General features: G+C 41.3%; 15 protein-coding genes. 8 read left to right on the top strand and 7 right to left on the bottom strand.

Going from position 1 to position 16,306, the window contains the following annotated elements; genetic code table 11:
• Positions 1-211: 211 nt before the first annotated feature.
• Both leuS and CHA01nite_RS12950 read right to left on the bottom strand, forming a co-directional pair.
• Positions 212-3,025 carry a leucine--tRNA ligase gene (leuS, locus tag CHA01nite_RS12955; RefSeq protein WP_146942019.1) on the bottom strand — a complete coding sequence of 938 codons (2,814 nt, stop codon included), beginning with the start codon at positions 3,023-3,025 and terminating at the stop codon, positions 212-214.
• 188 nt (positions 3,026-3,213) lie between these two features.
• On the bottom strand, positions 3,214-3,687 hold the full coding sequence (locus CHA01nite_RS12950) for a lipocalin family protein (RefSeq protein ID WP_146942017.1): 474 nt from the start codon (positions 3,685-3,687) through the stop codon (positions 3,214-3,216).
• Between the two features lie 199 nt (positions 3,688-3,886).
• Between CHA01nite_RS12950 and CHA01nite_RS12945 the strand changes: the two genes are divergently transcribed.
• The 3 genes from CHA01nite_RS12945 to CHA01nite_RS12935 are packed head-to-tail and all read left to right on the top strand — an operon-like array spanning position 3,887 to position 6,265.
• Positions 3,887-4,864: an acyltransferase family protein gene (locus CHA01nite_RS12945; protein ID WP_146942015.1), complete on the top strand. Its 978-nt coding sequence runs from the start codon at positions 3,887-3,889 to the stop codon at positions 4,862-4,864.
• Positions 4,865-4,871: 7 nt separating this feature from the next.
• The gene (locus tag CHA01nite_RS12940) at positions 4,872-5,630 is read left to right on the top strand and encodes a glycosyltransferase family 2 protein (protein WP_146942013.1); all 759 of its coding nucleotides are present in this window, start codon (positions 4,872-4,874) and stop codon (positions 5,628-5,630) included.
• An 8-nt stretch (positions 5,631-5,638) separates the two neighbouring features.
• Positions 5,639-6,265, top strand: a complete 627-nt coding sequence (locus tag CHA01nite_RS12935; RefSeq protein ID WP_146942011.1) for a deoxyuridine 5'-triphosphate nucleotidohydrolase — start codon at positions 5,639-5,641, stop codon at positions 6,263-6,265.
• On the opposite strand, the gene CHA01nite_RS12930 is transcribed toward CHA01nite_RS12935, so the two are convergent.
• From CHA01nite_RS12930 to CHA01nite_RS12910, 5 genes are all read right to left on the bottom strand, one after another.
• A complete protein-coding gene (locus tag CHA01nite_RS12930; protein WP_146942008.1) occupies positions 6,257-7,486 on the bottom strand; it encodes a 3-deoxy-D-manno-octulosonic acid transferase in 1,230 nt (409 codons plus the stop codon). The two genes, CHA01nite_RS12935 and CHA01nite_RS12930, sit on opposite strands and share 9 nt — an antisense overlap.
• 3 nt (positions 7,487-7,489) lie before the next feature.
• Positions 7,490-7,999 (bottom strand): hypothetical protein, encoded by a 510-nt coding sequence (locus CHA01nite_RS12925; protein ID WP_146942006.1) that lies wholly within the window; start codon positions 7,997-7,999, stop codon positions 7,490-7,492.
• Positions 8,000-8,030: 31 nt separating this feature from the next.
• Entirely contained in the window at positions 8,031-8,750 is a 720-nt protein-coding gene (locus CHA01nite_RS12920) for a C40 family peptidase (protein WP_146942004.1), read from the bottom strand.
• Between the two features lie 72 nt (positions 8,751-8,822).
• Positions 8,823-9,470 (bottom strand): O-methyltransferase, encoded by a 648-nt coding sequence (locus CHA01nite_RS12915; RefSeq protein ID WP_146942002.1) that lies wholly within the window; start codon positions 9,468-9,470, stop codon positions 8,823-8,825.
• 382 nt (positions 9,471-9,852) lie between these two features.
• Positions 9,853-10,686 (bottom strand): OmpA family protein, encoded by an 834-nt coding sequence (locus tag CHA01nite_RS12910; protein WP_146942000.1) that lies wholly within the window; start codon positions 10,684-10,686, stop codon positions 9,853-9,855.
• 86 nt (positions 10,687-10,772) lie between these two features.
• Here CHA01nite_RS12910 and tilS point away from each other — a divergent pair, with 86 nt between their 5' ends.
• From tilS to CHA01nite_RS12885, 5 genes are all read left to right on the top strand, one after another.
• Positions 10,773-12,107: a tRNA lysidine(34) synthetase TilS gene (gene tilS, locus CHA01nite_RS12905; RefSeq protein WP_146941998.1), complete on the top strand. Its 1,335-nt coding sequence runs from the start codon at positions 10,773-10,775 to the stop codon at positions 12,105-12,107.
• Entirely contained in the window at positions 12,097-14,166 is a 2,070-nt protein-coding gene (locus tag CHA01nite_RS12900; RefSeq protein WP_146941996.1) for a protein-disulfide reductase DsbD family protein, read from the top strand. Before tilS ends, CHA01nite_RS12900 begins: the two co-directional genes overlap by 11 nt.
• 256 nt (positions 14,167-14,422) lie before the next feature.
• On the top strand, positions 14,423-14,941 hold the full coding sequence (locus tag CHA01nite_RS12895; RefSeq protein WP_146941994.1) for a biopolymer transporter ExbD: 519 nt from the start codon (positions 14,423-14,425) through the stop codon (positions 14,939-14,941).
• A gap of 61 nt (positions 14,942-15,002) precedes the next feature.
• Entirely contained in the window at positions 15,003-15,512 is a 510-nt protein-coding gene (locus CHA01nite_RS12890) for a hypothetical protein (RefSeq protein WP_146941992.1), read from the top strand.
• Between the two features lie 10 nt (positions 15,513-15,522).
• Complete coding sequence (locus CHA01nite_RS12885; protein WP_146941990.1) at positions 15,523-16,305, top strand: alpha/beta fold hydrolase; 783 nt, start codon at positions 15,523-15,525, stop codon at positions 16,303-16,305.
• Position 16,306: the final 1 nt, after the last annotated feature.

The raw sequence follows: 16,306 nt of genomic DNA, 5'->3' as shown, positions 1-16,306 counted from the left end.
TTACAAGATGTAAATTAAAGGCAAAAATAATTAAAATGCAAGAGTCTTAAATAAACATTTGCCTTTTTTTTGATAAGGAAATTTTAATACACTTCCGATATTATAATTATATTCTTTTTTTTTGGCAATATTTTTCAATTTCTATATTTACATTGAAAATATAAAAAATTTTAGCCTTCATTTTTTTTAATTTGCCAATGTTAATTTTTTTTTAAATTACTATATTCACAATTCTGTGAGGCACCACAATGATTTTATTTGGGATTTTACCGTCGAGAATCTGTTGCATTTTTTCATCCTTCAGGACCTCATCTTCCACTTCTTTTGCCGAAAGCTGAGCAGGAAGTGAAATTTTGAACTTCATTTTACCATTGACGCTTACCGGGTATTGGATTTCATCTTCCACCAGATAATCTTCATTCAGCTCTGGAAACTTCTCAAACTCGATGGATTCATTATGACCCAGCAGGCTCCAGAGCTCTTCACAGATATGCGGGGCGTACGGAGAAATGATAACGGCAAGAGGTTCTAAAATATTGCGCTTGTTGCATTTTATTTTCTGAAGTTCATTTACCGCGATCATAAATGATGAAACAGAAGTATTGAAAGAGAAATTCTCGATGTCATAAACCACCTTCTTTATTAAGGTATGTAAAACTTTATATTCTGCTTTTGTAGGTTCGTCGTCAGAAACTTCAAAAACCTCACCATTAAAATATAAATTCCAGAATTTTTTCAAAAATCCGTATACTCCGCTTAATCCTTGCGTGTTCCAGGGCTTGGATTGTTCCAGTGGTCCAAGGAACATTTCGTATAGTCTCAGTCCGTCGGCTCCGTATTCTTCGCAGATGTCGTCCGGGTTAACAACATTGTATTTTGATTTGGACATTTTTTCCACTTCACGGCCTGTAATGTATTTTCCGTCTTCCAGAATAAATTCAGCATCCGCATAATCCGGTCTCCAGGCTTTGAAAGCTTCCGTATCCAGTTCGTCGGAGGTTCCTTTTAATAAAGAGACATCTACATGGATCTGCTGGGTCTGATATTCTTTGGCCAAATTTTTAGATACATACTGATTGGTACCATCGATCCTGTACACAAACGCACTCATCCCCAAAATCATCCCCTGGTTGATCAGCTTCTGAAAAGGCTCGCTATGACTGATATATCCTCTGTCCTTTAAGAACATGTTCCAGAAACGGGAATACAGCAAGTGGCCGGTCGCATGCTCGCTTCCGCCGATGTATAAATCCACCTGACCCCAATATTCGGTAAGTTCTTTTTTTACAAATGCTTCATCATTGTGCGGATCCATGTATCTTAAAAAATACCATGAGCTTCCCGCCCATCCCGGCATCGTGGATAACTCCAATGGGAAAACGGTGGTTTCATTTAGTAAACCAGTATCCACGACTTTCTGGCTGATTTCGTCCCAGGCAAATGCTTTCGCATTCCCCAACGGCGGATCTCCGTCTTCAGTCGGTAAATATTTTTCAACTTCCGGAAGTTCCAAAGGCAGTGCAGAAACCGGTAAAGTGTAAGGCATTCCATCCTTATAATATACGGGAACCGGTTCTCCCCAGTACCTTTGTCTGGAGAAAATCGCGTCCCGCTGTCTGTAGTTGGTGGTTCCGTGGCCGATTGCTCTTTTTTCAATAGCGGAAATAATCAGTGCTTTGGCATCATTATAATTCAGCCCGTTTAAGAAATCGGAATTCACACATACGGAATCTTTGGAATCGAAAGAAGCTTCCTGAACATCTTCGTCCGTCTCCACGACTTTCTTGATTTCAAGATTGAATTTCCTGGCGAAACGGTGATCGCGTTCGTCATGCGCAGGAACGGCCATTACCGCTCCGGTTCCATAACCCATGAGCACATAATCCGAAATGAAAACCGGCATTCTTTCATTGCTGAAAGGATTCACGGCATAACTTCCGGTAAAGGCACCTGAAACGTTTTTCACGTCCGACATCCGGTCCCTTTCGGTTTTTTTTGAAGTTTCTTCGATATAGTTTTCGATTTCCGTTTTCTGGGCTTCGGTCGTAAGGGCTTCTACCAAAGGATTTTCAGGCGCCAGCACCATGAAGGTTGCCCCGAAAATCGTATCCGGCCTTGTAGTGAAGACTTCCACCGTTTCATTCTGCCCTTCGATGCTGAACTTCACCTGTGCGCCCTGAGATTTCCCGATCCAGTATTCCTGGGAATCTTTCAGGGGCTGTGGCCAGTCCAGTGTTTTTAGTCCCTGCAACAATCTTTCGGAATAAGCAGAGATCCTCATGCTCCACTGCATCATCTTTTTCTGGAACACCGGAAACCCTCCCCTCTCGGATTTTCCGTCTTTTACCTCATCGTTTGCCAGAACCGTCCCTAATGCCGGACACCAGTTCACGGTTGTTTCCGCCCGGTAAGCCAGACGGTAGTTCAGAAGAATGTCTTCTTTATCCATATTGGAAGCAGCGTTCCACTCGTCTGCGGTGAAATCAAGCTCCTCGTTCTGGTTGGCATTCAGTCCCTGTGTTCCTTTTGTTTCAAAATGTTGAATAAGCGTCTGAATAGGTTCGGCCTTATCGGTATCCTTATTATACCATGAATGGAACAGCTCAATGAAAATCCACTGGGTCCATTTATAATAAGAAGCATCGGAAGTTCTTACTTCGCGGCTCCAGTCGAAAGAGAAACCGATTTTCCGCAGCTGCTCCTCATATCGGGTAATATTTTGCTCGGTCGTGATCGCAGGGTGCTGTCCGGTCTGGATGGCATACTGTTCAGCAGGAAGTCCGAAACTGTCATACCCTACCGGGTGAAGCACATTGAATCCCTGGTGCCTTTTGTATCTTGCATAGATATCAGATGCAATATATCCAAGCGGATGGCCTACGTGAAGCCCTGCCCCGGAAGGATAGGGAAACATATCGAGAACATAAAATTTAGGTTTGTCTGTGCTGTCGGAAGTTTTGTACGTTTGGTTATCTTCCCAGTATTTCTGCCACTTTTTTTCTATCTGCTGATGATCGTAAAACACGTTTATTATAGATGTTAGATGTTAGACTTTTGAAAACGGATTACGTTTATAATGTAATCTCTCATTCAATATTCACAAAAATAATGATTTTAAAAGAAATGGAAATTTAAATTTGAATTAAATCTCATAAAACAAAAAATCCCATCCTGAGATGAGATTCTGTATAGTGTATTGAATTATTCAGAAGCTTACTGAGGAATTCTCTTGAAAGTATAGGTTTCGGAATGGAACTTCGTAGGATCGGTTTTATCTTCAATCATGATGTTCATGGAAGTATCGCTGATGCTGATGATTTTTCCCTGGTCCGGTTGTACGATCCCCTGATATTTGATCTGGATGGCTTTGCTTTCCTTATCATAGGTATAGCTGAAAGTTCTGTCGAAAGTCGGGGTACAGGTTCCCGGTGTCGTACTGTCTCCCATATCTTTTCTTTTTCCCGCATTTCCTGAAGAGAAAGTCCATCTTGATGTTTGCTGACATGTGGTATCAAAAGAAATTCCGTCGGAAACCGGCGTTCCTACAGTAGGCACTGTGGTCACTACTTTCTTGATCGGCTGCCACACGCCTACCAGCGGAGCTTCCATCACTTCCGTGGTATCATCGTTACAGCCCGTTGCTACGAATAATGATAAACCTGCAAATAATAATGCTAATTTCTTCATGTTCAAATTTTTCAAGGGCTAAAATTATGATTTATTTATATTATTATACAATTTTTTTGAAAAAAAATTATCAAATTTTATCATTTTCTGTTTATGAGCATTATAAAATCTTTCGAATAACCTTTATTTAATAAACATTCGTCATCAGAAAGCCATTTGTATTCTGCGAAAAAAACTATTTTTGCACAAAACAGTACAAATGCAAGACCTGACGAAAAATAATTTTGATTTCATCCGTGTTCTCCTCGCTTTTATCGTTTTCGTTGGGCATCTGGGTGCCTTAAGCGCTTCTCCCGAACTTAAAATTTTTGAAAACAGCCCGGTGGAAATTGCCGTCTTCGGATTTTTTGTGGTGAGCGGTTTTCTAATTGCCAGGAGCTATGAGCGGTCTTCCGGTTTAAAAAGCTATCTCAGAAAGAGGATCCGGAGAATTCTCCCGGCTTATCTGCTGGTGGTTTTCCTCTGTGCGATTCTCTTAAGCCTGATCAGCACTTATTCCTTCAGAGAATATTTCAGCAATATGCAGGTTTACAAATACCTGTTCTGGAATTCGATTTTTTTAAATTTCAAAGCCCCGTGGCTTCCGGGTGTGTTCGGCAACCAGGCCGTCAACGGAGCCCTGTGGACCCTGAAAATAGAAATGAGCTATTACTTCTGTGTCCCGCTGCTTTTCCTGCTGTTCGGAAAGAATAACAAATACCGCAATATCAGCTTACTCATTATCTATTTCCTATCACTGGTTTATCTTAATTATTTTGAATTGCTCGGTAAAATTTCAATGGCCAAACAGCTTCCGGGAACGCTATCCTATTTCATTCCGGGAATGCTGATTTATTTTAATTTTGAATGGTTCATCAGACATAAACATACCCTTTTCATCGTTGCCATTCTTACGGTGTGGATCGATCTGATAACAAACATCCAGTTTTTTTCACCGATGATGATCGGGATTATTGTGCTGTATCTTGCCTATTCCCTCAAGTTCCTGAACAATTTCGGGAAGTACGGTGATTTTACCTACGGCATTTATATTTTTCATTTCCCGATTATCCGGACTTTTACCGCCTTAGGCCTTTTCCGAGATTATAACCCGTATCTGATGGCTGTGGCCTGCATGCTGGTGGTGATTGCCGTAGGAGTAAGTTCGTGGCACTTTTATGAAAAAAAATTCCTATAATCCATCTATGAAAGAACTGGTTTCTATTATTACGCCTTCCTATAATTCTGCAGAATTTATTGAGGAAACCATACAGTCGGTCCTGAATCAGACGTATGAAAACTGGGAATGGCTGATTTCCGACGACCGTTCTACGGATCATACCGTTGAAATCATCAGAAAATACAAGGATCCGAGAATCAAGCTTCAGGTGCTGGAACAAAACGGCGGTGCTGGAAATGCCCGGAATAAAAGCCTCGGACGGGCGGAAGGAAGATATATTGCCTTTCTGGACTCCGATGACCTCTGGTACCCGGAATACCTGGAAACCATGACCGGTTTTATGCAGGAAAACAAGGCAGAACTGGTCTATTGCAATTATTCAAGATGCGATGAGCATACGATGGAACCGATTTTAAAGGACTTTGAGGCGGATACGGTTGTTACATTTTCCAATCTTCTTAAAACCTGCAGGCTGGCCCCGGTTTCAACGATGTACGACACCCGGAGGGCCGGGAAATTTTTCTTTCCCATAAAAAGCAAGCGCGAAGACCATGTGATGTGGCTGAACCTGCTGAAAGAAATCCCCAAAGGCTATCCGCTGAATAAAACTCTGGCCAAATACAGGATGCGCGAAAACAGTGTTTCGAGAAAAAAGAAAAACATCATCAAAGACCAGTATCTTGTCTATAAAGAATTCATGGGATTCTCTACCCTTACCTCTTTATACTACACTGCGAACTGGGCCATGAACGGATTTCTGAAATATTCGAAATTTTTTAATTAAATTTAAGAATGGAATATTCAAAAGAGTTTAAAGCCGCCCTCAGCAATTTTTCTTCTACTGAAAAAGACCGGCTGATTTTCAGACTGTTGAAAAAAGACAAGCTTCTATCCAAAAAACTGTATTTTGAGCTGATTGATCCTGAAACAACGGATAATAAGCGGGATGACATGGAAGAAACGGTTCAGGAAAAGGTTCTTCAGGCTTCAAAATACATCAGCAACCAGAAATATTTCCTGTCGGTGATCCGTAAAATAAGCGCGGAAATTACGGAGCATGTAAAAATCACAACCGATAAGTTCGGAGAAGTTACCCTCAATTTATTGTTGGTGAATGAAATCCTGAAGTATAACGAAGATCTCAGCCGCCAGCGGTTCGACAATGTCTACAAACTGTACCTGTACCTGATCAATAAGACGGTCAGGGCCCTTCTGCTGATCCGGAAACTGGACGCAGATTACTGGATGGAGATCGATGAATACCTGGATCCGCTGAAAGAAAAGATTCTCCGGAACAATTACCTCTCGAAGCTTTTCATCAACAATGGTATTGATTTCAAATGGCTGACCAGCGATCAGATTCCCGTGAATTTCGATCAGGTGATCAAAGACATTAGAAGCAGAGGATTTTTAAGATAAGATTTTTCTTAAAATCAGTTCGGTAGATTCCGGTTTTTCCGATACAAAGTTTTCCGCCTTCTCAGACATCGATTGAAGCAGCTCTCCGTTATTGATCAGGAACAATACAAAATCGGCAGCAAGCCCGGTATTTTCAAAGGAACGGCCGCCATCGACGGCAATCAGCTCATCGGCTTCCGGATTTTTTTTATAATGGTTACCGAAAATAACCGGAACACCAAAAGTAGCCGCTTCCAGGATATTGTGCAGCCCGGCATCGTGAAAGCCACCGCCTACCACCGCAATATCTGCATAAGAATAAAGTTTGGAAAGCAGTCCGATGCTGTCGATGATCAAAACAGTTGAATCAGAATTTTTAACGGACCTATCAATTTCACTGTAAAGAAGAGCCTCCGGGAACATCTGCTTCAGATTCTGAACCCTTTTGAGATCATGAGGCGCAATAATCAGTTTGGCATAAGGACTTAACTGTGAAACTTCCTCCGCTATTTTTTCCTCTGCCTGCCATGAGCTTCCGAAAACCACAGCCATATCATTCCCGATGAATTCCCGTATAAAATCCACATGATTGTTGCGGTCTCTCAGCTGTTTCACCCGGTCGAACCGTGTATCGCCGGTAACGGAAGACTGGCTTAAGCCTACAGTTTTAGCCAGTGCGTAGGACATTTCAGTCTGATGGAAAATCCAGTCGATATTCATCTTCAGCTGTTCTACAAACCATTTTCCGTAGGAGGTAAAAAATGATTGCCGGTCATAGAATAAAGCGGAAATCACATAAGTCTTAACCCCTTTGCTTTTTAACACTTCCAGCAGGTTATACCAGTAATCGTATTTCACCGTAAAAAATAGTTGAACATCAAACTGATCCACAAATTCTTTTATATACGACTTTTTATCAAATGGCAGATAACAGATTACATCTGCCTTATTTTTTCTTTTAACGACATGTTCATATCCGGATGGAGAAAAGAAAGTCACCAGGATTTTATGATCGGAAAAATTTTCTTTCAGTTTTTCCAACACCGGCAATCCCTGTTCATATTCTCCGAGACTGGAAGCATGCATCCAGATCACTTTATCGGATTTTGAAAAGTTTGCCTTTACTTTCCGTAAAGATTCTTTTCTTCCTTCAACGCCCTTTTTAGTTTTATCATCAAACAAAGAAAGGACCTTCATCCCGAAGATGAGCAGATTAATGAATATATTGTATAATAAAGACATCCTTTAGCTTTTGCTTAAACCTCTGAAAAACTGAATTCCCCCGAAAATGACAGCGCCGTAAGCGATTATCCCTCCATGCCCATTACTCAGGGAAATAATGGTAACAATCAGCCCTCCTGCAAACCATAATCCTCCGTATAGTAAATCATTCTTCGCTTGTTTCTGATTCTGCTGTTGTATCTGAGCCATCCTCAGCTTTCTTAATTGTTCAAGATACAATCTTTCTTCATCGCTTTTCTCTAAAACCTGCGTATTGGCAGCAGCATATTCTGTATAATCCTTCACCCCTTTCATTTCAAAAAATTCTTTTTCCAGCTGTTTGAAAGGTTTTCCGGCATTCTCTGAAAAGCCGGAAATCAAAGATTCCATTTGGCCGTTAATAGGAACATTCCTTTTTTTCAGTTCTGCAACCGATAAAAGAACCGTGGCCTGGTCATAGTTTTTCCAATTGACCAGAACTTCAGACAAACCTATATTTTTTGTTTGGGTAATTTCAAGTAAAGTTTTATTCATGTATTATTAGATTTATTCTGTAGTTAATCAGCTATTTGATTACACTTTTAATCACTCTCAGCTTATGCGTATGCTTATTCAGTTCTTTATTAAAGATTCCGGTAGAATCCAGGGTGTCGATCCTTACTTTGCCCGAGGCATGGATGATCCGCTGGTTCTCGAGCATAATTCCTACATGAACGATCTTCCCCTCAGGATTTTCAAAGAAGGCAAGATCACCGGGCCGGCTTTCCCCGATAAAGCTCAGGGATTCCCCGACGTTTACCTGCTGGGAAGCATCCCGGGGCAATTTGATCTCATGAATTTTATAAACCAGCTGGGTAAAACCGGAACAGTCTACCGCAAAAAAGCTTTTTCCGCCCCATAGATAGGGAACATTGATAAATTCTTTTGCCGTAAGCGCTATACTTTCGCGTACATCGTGGCTTCTTCTGGAAGCTACTGCCGGAAACTCTACTTCCGAACCCATCGAAAGAAGTGTTTTTCCGTCGTTCATCATAACGGAGGAGAAATCTTCAGTAACGACGGTCACTTTACGTTTAGCCAGTATTTCATCGGCTACCGGCCGGAGCTGTTTGGTATCCATCCATCCTTCGTAGCCGTCGTAGTGCATTTTTATTTTCGTCCAGTTTTTATTCACTTCCAGAATATCTGCACTTTCACCAAACAGTATTTCCGTCACAATTTCTGCGCGGTCAGATGCTTCTGCACGGACCGGTGCTACCGTAACACTACAAATTCCTTTATCCATCGTTTATATTATGTTTAAGGTTTAGGTTAAGACTGAGAAATCATGATCTATCTCAACTTTTACCTACCAGTTCTATTTTCTTCTCAGAAAATTTACCCCGTCACGCAAAGGTAAAATAAGATTTTCAAAATCGTCATCTTTGGCGATCAAATCATTGAGTTCCCTGATCACCTGAGTGGATTTCTGCGTAGGGTTTTCCTCCAGCACTTTGCCATACCAGAGCACATTATCGAACAGCACCACCGATCCGGATTTTGTTCTCGGCTTGATTAGCCTGAAATACTCTGCATAATTTTCTTTGTCGGCATCAATAAATACCAGATCAAAGATCTCATCGGTTTCTTTTAAAAATGCTTTGGCATCCTGAAGCTTAAAATCAATCTGTCCGGAAAATTCGCTTTCTGCAAAATATTTTCTGGGAAGGTAGGCTAAATCTTCATTCACATCAAGGGTGGTAATTTTTCCGTTTTTAGCCATTCCCGCTGTAAGGCAAAGTGTGGCATATCCGGTAAAAGTCCCTATTTCCAGAATATTTTCCGGCTGCATCATCCGGGAAATGATCGTTAATAATCTTCCCTGCTGGTATCCGGAAATCATATGCGGCTGGGTCGTCTTCCGGTAGGTTTCCCGTCTCAGTTTTCTCAGGATTTCCGGTTCTGATGAAGCATGGGTTTCAAGATATCGGTCCATCTCCGGATTTTTTTCTTCAAAAAAGCTCATTGTACACGTTTTAGGCAGTTCAAATTTAATTAAATATAACAAAAGCGGCGATATAAAGGCAAAGATTCTAAAAAAACAGGCCGGTTTCTGATGCAAATTCCGTAAAAATACGGATGGTTTTGTTTCCAGATAGAACTACCTTTGCATGGCAGGGTAGAAACACATGTTTGCAGAAAAAAAACAAATTAACCACAAGAATCAAAAGACTCCGGATGCTGAAAAGACATCCGGAGTTCTCTTCAGCAAAACTAATAAACCAGAAATATCCTATTCATTTTTCAGAGAGTATTTCTTTATTTAAAAGTATTCATCTGATTAGCTAAAAAAAGAAATCCCGAATTGTTCGGGATTTCTTTTTTTATGGATTAAGGAGATCTGAAAATTATTTTTTCGGTGCGATATCCATTAATTTCATGAATTCATCAAGCTTAGGCATAATGATAATCTCCGTTCTTCTGTTTTCCGCTCTTCCGGAAACACTCATGTTAGTTGCCTTAGGATTGTATTCGGAACGTCCGCCCGCCGTAATCCTTGCCGGGTCCACACCAAACTGAGTCTGCAGTATTTTGGCGACTGAAGTCCCTCTTAAAGCAGAAAGATCCCAGTTGTCTCTTGGCAGGTTCGGTGAATTCAGGGCAGCATTATCGGTATTTCCTTCGATCAGCACAGAGTATTTATCGTAATCGTTGATTACTTTAGCTACTTTCCCCAATACTTCCTGAGCAGCAGGCAGAATGTTGTAATCTCCGGTTTTGTATAACATTTTGTCTGAAAGTGAAATCATAACCACTCCTTTCAGAACTTTCACCTGAACATCGCTGTCCGCTACGTTATCCAAAGACCGCTTCAGTTTATTAGACAGGGCCATATTCAGGCTGTCGTTTTTCGCATTGTTTGAAATCAGCTGTTTAATATAAGAGTTTGAAGAATTAATCTCCCCTACCAGCTTATCGATATTGGCAGAACTTTTTCCTGTGTTTGAAAGACACGCATCCAATGAAGACTTCAGCGCATCATGCTGGCTCTTCAGTAAATTATTTTCACTGGTAAGTGCCGAATTCTGAGACTTCAGATCCTGAATTTCCCTCTGTCTTTCTCCTACGTTTTCAATACACTGCTTGTAATTCGAGCTTAAGGCATCGTATTGCTTTTTGCTGATACAAGAAGTCATTCCCAGCGCCATTGCAGAAACTGCTAAAATTTTAAAAATTTTCATAAATAATCATTTTTAGACGGACCAAAGGTAACAAAATTCATTTTAATTATATAGGTTATCTTTGTACAAAGAAATTTCAAACTTCCATGTTGAACCTGTCAGCATTTAAAAGCCAGCTGGATAAACTGATCCATTCCCCTGAAAATCAAAGCTATCTCCTCGCCGTAAGCGGAGGTGCCGATTCTATGGTACTGGCCTTCTGTTTTAAGGAATTGGGAATCAGATTCCAGGTGGCGCATATCAATTATAAGCTCCGTGGAGAGGATTCGGAACGGGATCAGAAGACGGTGGAGAAGTTCTGCGGAGAGCATCATATTAAATTTCATTTATATTCGGTTTCCGGAAAAGACCGGAAGCCTGAGCATTCCATCCAGCTCTGGGCACGGGAACTGCGGTATGATTTCTTCAAACGGATCCAAAAAAGTGAGAACCTGGAATTCCTGGTGACGGCCCATCACCTGAACGACCAGCTGGAAACCTTTATCATCAACCTGTCAAAAGCGGCGGGCATAACCGGATTGAGCGGAATACCGGCCAACAGCAACCGGATCCTCAGGCCGCTTCTGGATTTTACAAAAGAGGAAATCTATGCTTTTGCTAAAGAAAACGGGATTGAATACCGTGAAGACCTTTCCAACAGGAAAAATGATTATTTAAGGAATAAGATCAGGAATGAGATTGTCCCAAAACTCATGGAGACCAATGACCACTTTTTAGACAATTTCAGGAAGAGTTCTCTTTACTTAAACCAGACGAAAGATTTTGTTCGGCAGCAGATCGGGGAAATAGAAAAACGCATCACGGTCTTTGATACATCCCGCAAAGTTTTATCAAAAGAACAGTTAAGCCGGGAAAGCGATTTCGTGAAATTTGAAATCTTGAAAAAGTACGGTTTTGATCAGGAAAAAGAAATTTCTAAAATTTTTAAAGCTGAAAACGGCAGCCGGTTTTTTTCCAAAGACTACCAACTGGTGGTGAACTATGATGAATTGATTTTAACCGAGAGGACTGATGACGAAGGACCGAAAAAAGATGATGAAGAGATCCTCCTGGTGGAAAAACCTGATTTTTCTGAAAACCAAATGGCGGTAAATCTCGAAAATATAATGGGCATTGAGGAAATCAATAAAAGCTTTGCCTGGGATTTTGATGCCCGTAAACTTCACTTTCCTTTGCTTTTAAGGAGACTTCAGAACGGTGATGAGTTTTACCCGTCCGGATTTTCAGGCAAAAAGAAAGTTTCCAAGTTTTTTAGGGACGAAAAATTATCTATTTTAGCGAGGCAAAAAATATGGATCCTGGCCGATGGTAAAAACTCCGTACTCGGGGTAATTCCTTTGCGGCAGGACCGGCGATATTCCGGGGATGAAAACACCGGAACTATTCTCAAAATTTTTAATAAGAAGTACAATGAAATTTAAAAACTGGTTTTTATTGGTGCTGTTGTTTCTGGCAACCGGCATCAATGCACAAATCAAAAATCCTGTAAAATTTAAATTTACCATCAACGAATTAGGCGACAATCAGTACGAAGCGGTACTGAATGCGACGATGGAAAGCGGCTGGCACATTTATTCCAAAGATCTTCCCGAAGATACCGGAATCCCGACCAGCTACAAGGTTTCCGGAAAAAATATCGAGCTGATCGGGAAGTTTACGGAAACCGGAAAAAAACATGAAGAGTTTTCCGAGGCTTTCGGAGGTAAGATTGTATTTTATTCCGATGCAGCGGGTTTTAAGCAGAAATTCAAATTGAAAGACGGTACAAAACCTGGAGATGTAGTAGCGGAGATCACTTACCAGACCTGTGACGACAGGGTGTGCCTGGCCCCGAACACCTTGGAATTCAATAAACAGGTAATGCCAAAAGGCACTGCCGAAGAAACCAAAACGGATGAAAAAGCAGCGCCGGCAAAAGATTCCGTACAGCCTGTAGTCGATACTTTAGGAGTTGTGGTTCAGAATACTGCTCCAATGGCGCAAACGGCCCAACTCGACCCTAAGCAATTGAAAATAAAATCCATTGATATTGCCCATCCTTTGACGGACTGCGGAACCGGATCGTCCAAGATCAGCGAAAACTACTGGACGTATCTTTTACTGGGATTTATCGGAGGGCTGATTGCCCTGCTGACCCCTTGCGTATTCCCGATGATTCCGCTAACGGTTTCTTTCTTTACGAAAGGGAACAAAAATCCGGCAAAAGGAAAAAGGGATGCCCTGATTTACGGGTTTTTCATTCTGTTGATCTTTGTCTTGCTAAGCGTACCTTTCCATCTGATTGACGGAATTGCCGGAAACGTATTCAATGAAATTTCGACCAATGTCTGGCTGAATATTGCTTTCTTTATCATCTTTATTTTCTTTGCAGGAAGCTTCTTCGGATATTATGATATTACACTGCCGAGTGCGGTCGCCAACAAATCTTCAAAGGCGGAAGAAGCCGGAGGGATTATCGGAATTTTCTTCATGGCACTGACGCTCGTAATCGTATCATTCTCCTGTACAGGCCCGATTCTGGGAAGTTTACTGGGAAGCGCCATTACCGGCTCGGCAAACGTTCCGATGCTTCTTACTTTCGCTTTAGGCGGTTTCGGACTGGCATGGGCCATTGTTTTCGGACTGCTGGCCTTGTTCCCGCAGGCTTTGCAGAGCCTTCCGAAATCCGGAGGATGGATGAATACCGTAAAAGTGGTTTTAGGTTTCGTAGAGCTGGCCCTGGCCCTGAAATTCCTTTCAAAAGCCGACCTGGTTTCCAAAACGTTCCTTATTAAAAGAGAACTTTTCATTGCCATCTGGATTATTGTTGCCATCGGATTAGTGATCTATTTATTCGGGCTGATCAGATTCCCGCATGATGATAAAAAGCCTAAAATTTCCATCACCAGAAAAATACTGGGTGTGTTGGGAATCGGTTTTATAATCTACCTGATCCAGGGACTGATTCCTGCCGAACGCCCGAAATTACAGCTGTTAAGCGGCATTTTGCCTCCGCTCAACGTCAGCTATTTCCACGATGAAAAAGACGGGATTTTAGGAATGCATCCCGAACATGACTTCTTTAAGGCCATTGAAATTGCCAAAAAAGAAAATAAGCCAATCCTGATCGACTTCACAGGCTACGGCTGTGAAAACTGCAGAAAAATGGAAGAGTTCGTCTGGAGCCAGGAAGATATTTTACCGATCCTTCAGAACGATGTTGTGCTGGCTTCTCTGTATGTAGATGACAAGGAAGAGCTTCCTGAAGATCAGAAGACCAAAATCGATCTCGGTGACGGGCAGATGAAAAAGGTACAGACCATCGGAGACCGCTGGAGCCTCTTCCAGACTGCGAATTTCAACAACAATTCCCAGCCGCATTATGTACTGCTGACTCCGGAAGGAAAAGTAATCAACACGCCGGTTTCAGGATATATGGAAAAGGAAAAATTCAAACAATTCCTTGAGTGCGGTGTCAATTATTACAAACAGAATAAATAAAAAATTCAAAACATTTCTAAAACTCATGCTGAAAGGCGTGAGTTTTTTTGTTTTGGCAGGTCATAAAATATTCATCAAAGGAATTCTGATTTTTATCCCGCTGACAGACAATCCATTTAACATAAAAAACAATATACTATTAATTATTTAATATCAATTTTATTTATCAGGTACGAAATTTGTATCTAACACGTTATTAAAGTAAGTATTTAACACCTTTTATTAAAAACTGTTTAACTTTTAAAAACTAATAATTATGGCAGAAGCAATTGCACAGGAAAAGCAGGGCGGAAGCAAGCAGAGAAAAAAACTGATCCGCGTAGACATGACCCCGATGGTCGATCTGGGATTTTTATTAATCACCTTCTTTATGTTTACCACGAACTTTACAAAACCTAACGTCATGGATCTCGGATTGCCGGCAAAAGGCCCCCATCAGCCGGGTAATGTAGTAGATGTAAGAAATCAGGTCACTTTTATCCTCGGTAAAGAAAACAGGGTATTTTATCATCAGCAGGCTAAAGAAGATTTAAACAGAAACAATCTGAAAGAAACGGATTTCAACGGGCTGAACATTACCAAAATTATCTCTGAAGCTTACAACAAAGCGCCTAAAAAAGAGAATTTCACGATCATTATTGAGCCGACCGACGATGCCAATTATAAAAACTTCGTTGATGTGCTGGACAATATCGCGATTTCGAAAAAGGAAAGATACGGCGTTACGGATATCAGGCCCTGGGAAAAGAAAGTTTACGAAGAATTAACCCGATAAAAGAGGAAGAGCATTTTCAGGATGCTCTTTTTTTATTTATTTTTGACTATAATTTTATTGAATGAAAAACTTTTTAACCGCAATCGCTGTTGCATCCGTACTTGTTTCATGTTCTAAAAAAGAAACCACTCCTTCCTCGGAAAAAGCAGACAGTACCAAAATAGTAGATTCCATTAATGCTGCAAGAACAAAGATCAACGACAGCATCCGGTCTAAAAATCATTTTAAAGATTTCAGCGGAACCCATCAATTCACCCATAATTCGATAAAAAATCCAGGTTCCGTACATTTTGAAAAAATAAAGGGAGAGGCCGACCATTATAACATCAAAGGAGATATAAGATCCGGTAAAAGTTATGTGCACATCAATGGTTTCATGGCAGTAGTCTCCGACAGGCATATGAATTTCACAGGGAATATTTCTGAAAGCGTAGCTGAAAGTGAAAACGGAAAACTTTATGTAAGGCAGGGAACAAAAACCTTTATGTCTAAAGACGGCGGAAAAACATACAGGCTGCAGGACATGGTAAATGGTTCGGGATTTGTTGAATATATTGACATTCACTTTTAACTGACGAACTATGCTGAACTTCGAGAAAAAAGGAAACGGAAAGGAAACCCTGGTCCTGTTGCATGGATTTATGGAAAACCTTTCAATCTGGAATGATATGGAACCTCATCTTTCCGAGGATTTTTCGTTGGTTAAAATCGATCTTCCCGGCCATGGGCAATCAGAGATCATTGCAGAAGTGCAGACGATGGAACTGATGGCGGAAGAAGTAAAAAAAGTCCTGGACGACCAGAACCTGAATAAAGTCCACCTGCTGGGCCATTCGATGGGAGGCTATGTTTCCCTGGCATTCGCTGAAAAATATCCGGACTCACTAAAGAGCCTGACTTTATTTTTCTCCACCTATTTTCCCGATGATGCTGAAAAGAAAGAACAGCGCATCAAAAGCTACCGCATCATCAAGGATGCATTTGCTCATTATGCCAGAGCCGGCGTACCGAACCTCTTTAATCCTAATGAGAAGGATATCCTGGAAGGAAAAACGGAAACCGCGCTGGAAACTGCCCTTTCCACCAATAACCTTGGGGCATTAGCCTCTGCAAAAGGGATGGTGGAAAGAACGGATAAAAGACATATCCTGGAAAACCTGGATGCCAAAATCCTGATTCTTGCCGGCAAGCATGACAACGCCGTAAAAACCGGAGTGATGATCAGGAACCTCCCTGACCGGACCAATATCAAATCCTACATCCTCGACTGCGGACACAACGGCCATTGGGAAAAACCGGCCATCTGTGCAGCCGTCATCAATACCGAACTTCTCCACAACCTGCCGAAACATCTGGTATTCTGAT

Source organism: Chryseobacterium hagamense, assembly GCF_007991455.1.
Classification (GTDB): Bacteria; Bacteroidota; Bacteroidia; order Flavobacteriales; family Weeksellaceae; genus Chryseobacterium; species Chryseobacterium hagamense.
Note: the sequence above shows the minus strand (reverse complement) of the source record. Positions and strands in the feature narration are given on the sequence as shown.

What these genes read in the sequence shown, in the direction of transcription:
- CHA01nite_RS12950 (WP_146942017.1), bottom strand. Translation starts at nt 3,687, where the DNA reads ATGAAGAAATTAGCATTATTATTTGCAGGTTTATCATTATTCGTAGCA.
- CHA01nite_RS12945 (WP_146942015.1), top strand. Translation starts at nt 3,887, where the DNA reads ATGCAAGACCTGACGAAAAATAATTTTGATTTCATCCGTGTTCTCCTC.
- CHA01nite_RS12940 (WP_146942013.1), top strand. Translation starts at nt 4,872, where the DNA reads ATGAAAGAACTGGTTTCTATTATTACGCCTTCCTATAATTCTGCAGAA.
- CHA01nite_RS12935 (WP_146942011.1), top strand. Translation starts at nt 5,639, where the DNA reads ATGGAATATTCAAAAGAGTTTAAAGCCGCCCTCAGCAATTTTTCTTCT.
- CHA01nite_RS12930 (WP_146942008.1), bottom strand. Translation starts at nt 7,486, where the DNA reads ATGTCTTTATTATACAATATATTCATTAATCTGCTCATCTTCGGGATG.
- CHA01nite_RS12925 (WP_146942006.1), bottom strand. Translation starts at nt 7,999, where the DNA reads ATGAATAAAACTTTACTTGAAATTACCCAAACAAAAAATATAGGTTTG.
- CHA01nite_RS12920 (WP_146942004.1), bottom strand. Translation starts at nt 8,750, where the DNA reads ATGGATAAAGGAATTTGTAGTGTTACGGTAGCACCGGTCCGTGCAGAA.
- CHA01nite_RS12915 (WP_146942002.1), bottom strand. Translation starts at nt 9,470, where the DNA reads ATGAGCTTTTTTGAAGAAAAAAATCCGGAGATGGACCGATATCTTGAA.
- CHA01nite_RS12910 (WP_146942000.1), bottom strand. Translation starts at nt 10,686, where the DNA reads ATGAAAATTTTTAAAATTTTAGCAGTTTCTGCAATGGCGCTGGGAATG.
- tilS (WP_146941998.1), top strand. Translation starts at nt 10,773, where the DNA reads ATGTTGAACCTGTCAGCATTTAAAAGCCAGCTGGATAAACTGATCCAT.
- CHA01nite_RS12900 (WP_146941996.1), top strand. Translation starts at nt 12,097, where the DNA reads ATGAAATTTAAAAACTGGTTTTTATTGGTGCTGTTGTTTCTGGCAACC.
- CHA01nite_RS12895 (WP_146941994.1), top strand. Translation starts at nt 14,423, where the DNA reads ATGGCAGAAGCAATTGCACAGGAAAAGCAGGGCGGAAGCAAGCAGAGA.
- CHA01nite_RS12890 (WP_146941992.1), top strand. Translation starts at nt 15,003, where the DNA reads ATGAAAAACTTTTTAACCGCAATCGCTGTTGCATCCGTACTTGTTTCA.
- CHA01nite_RS12885 (WP_146941990.1), top strand. Translation starts at nt 15,523, where the DNA reads ATGCTGAACTTCGAGAAAAAAGGAAACGGAAAGGAAACCCTGGTCCTG.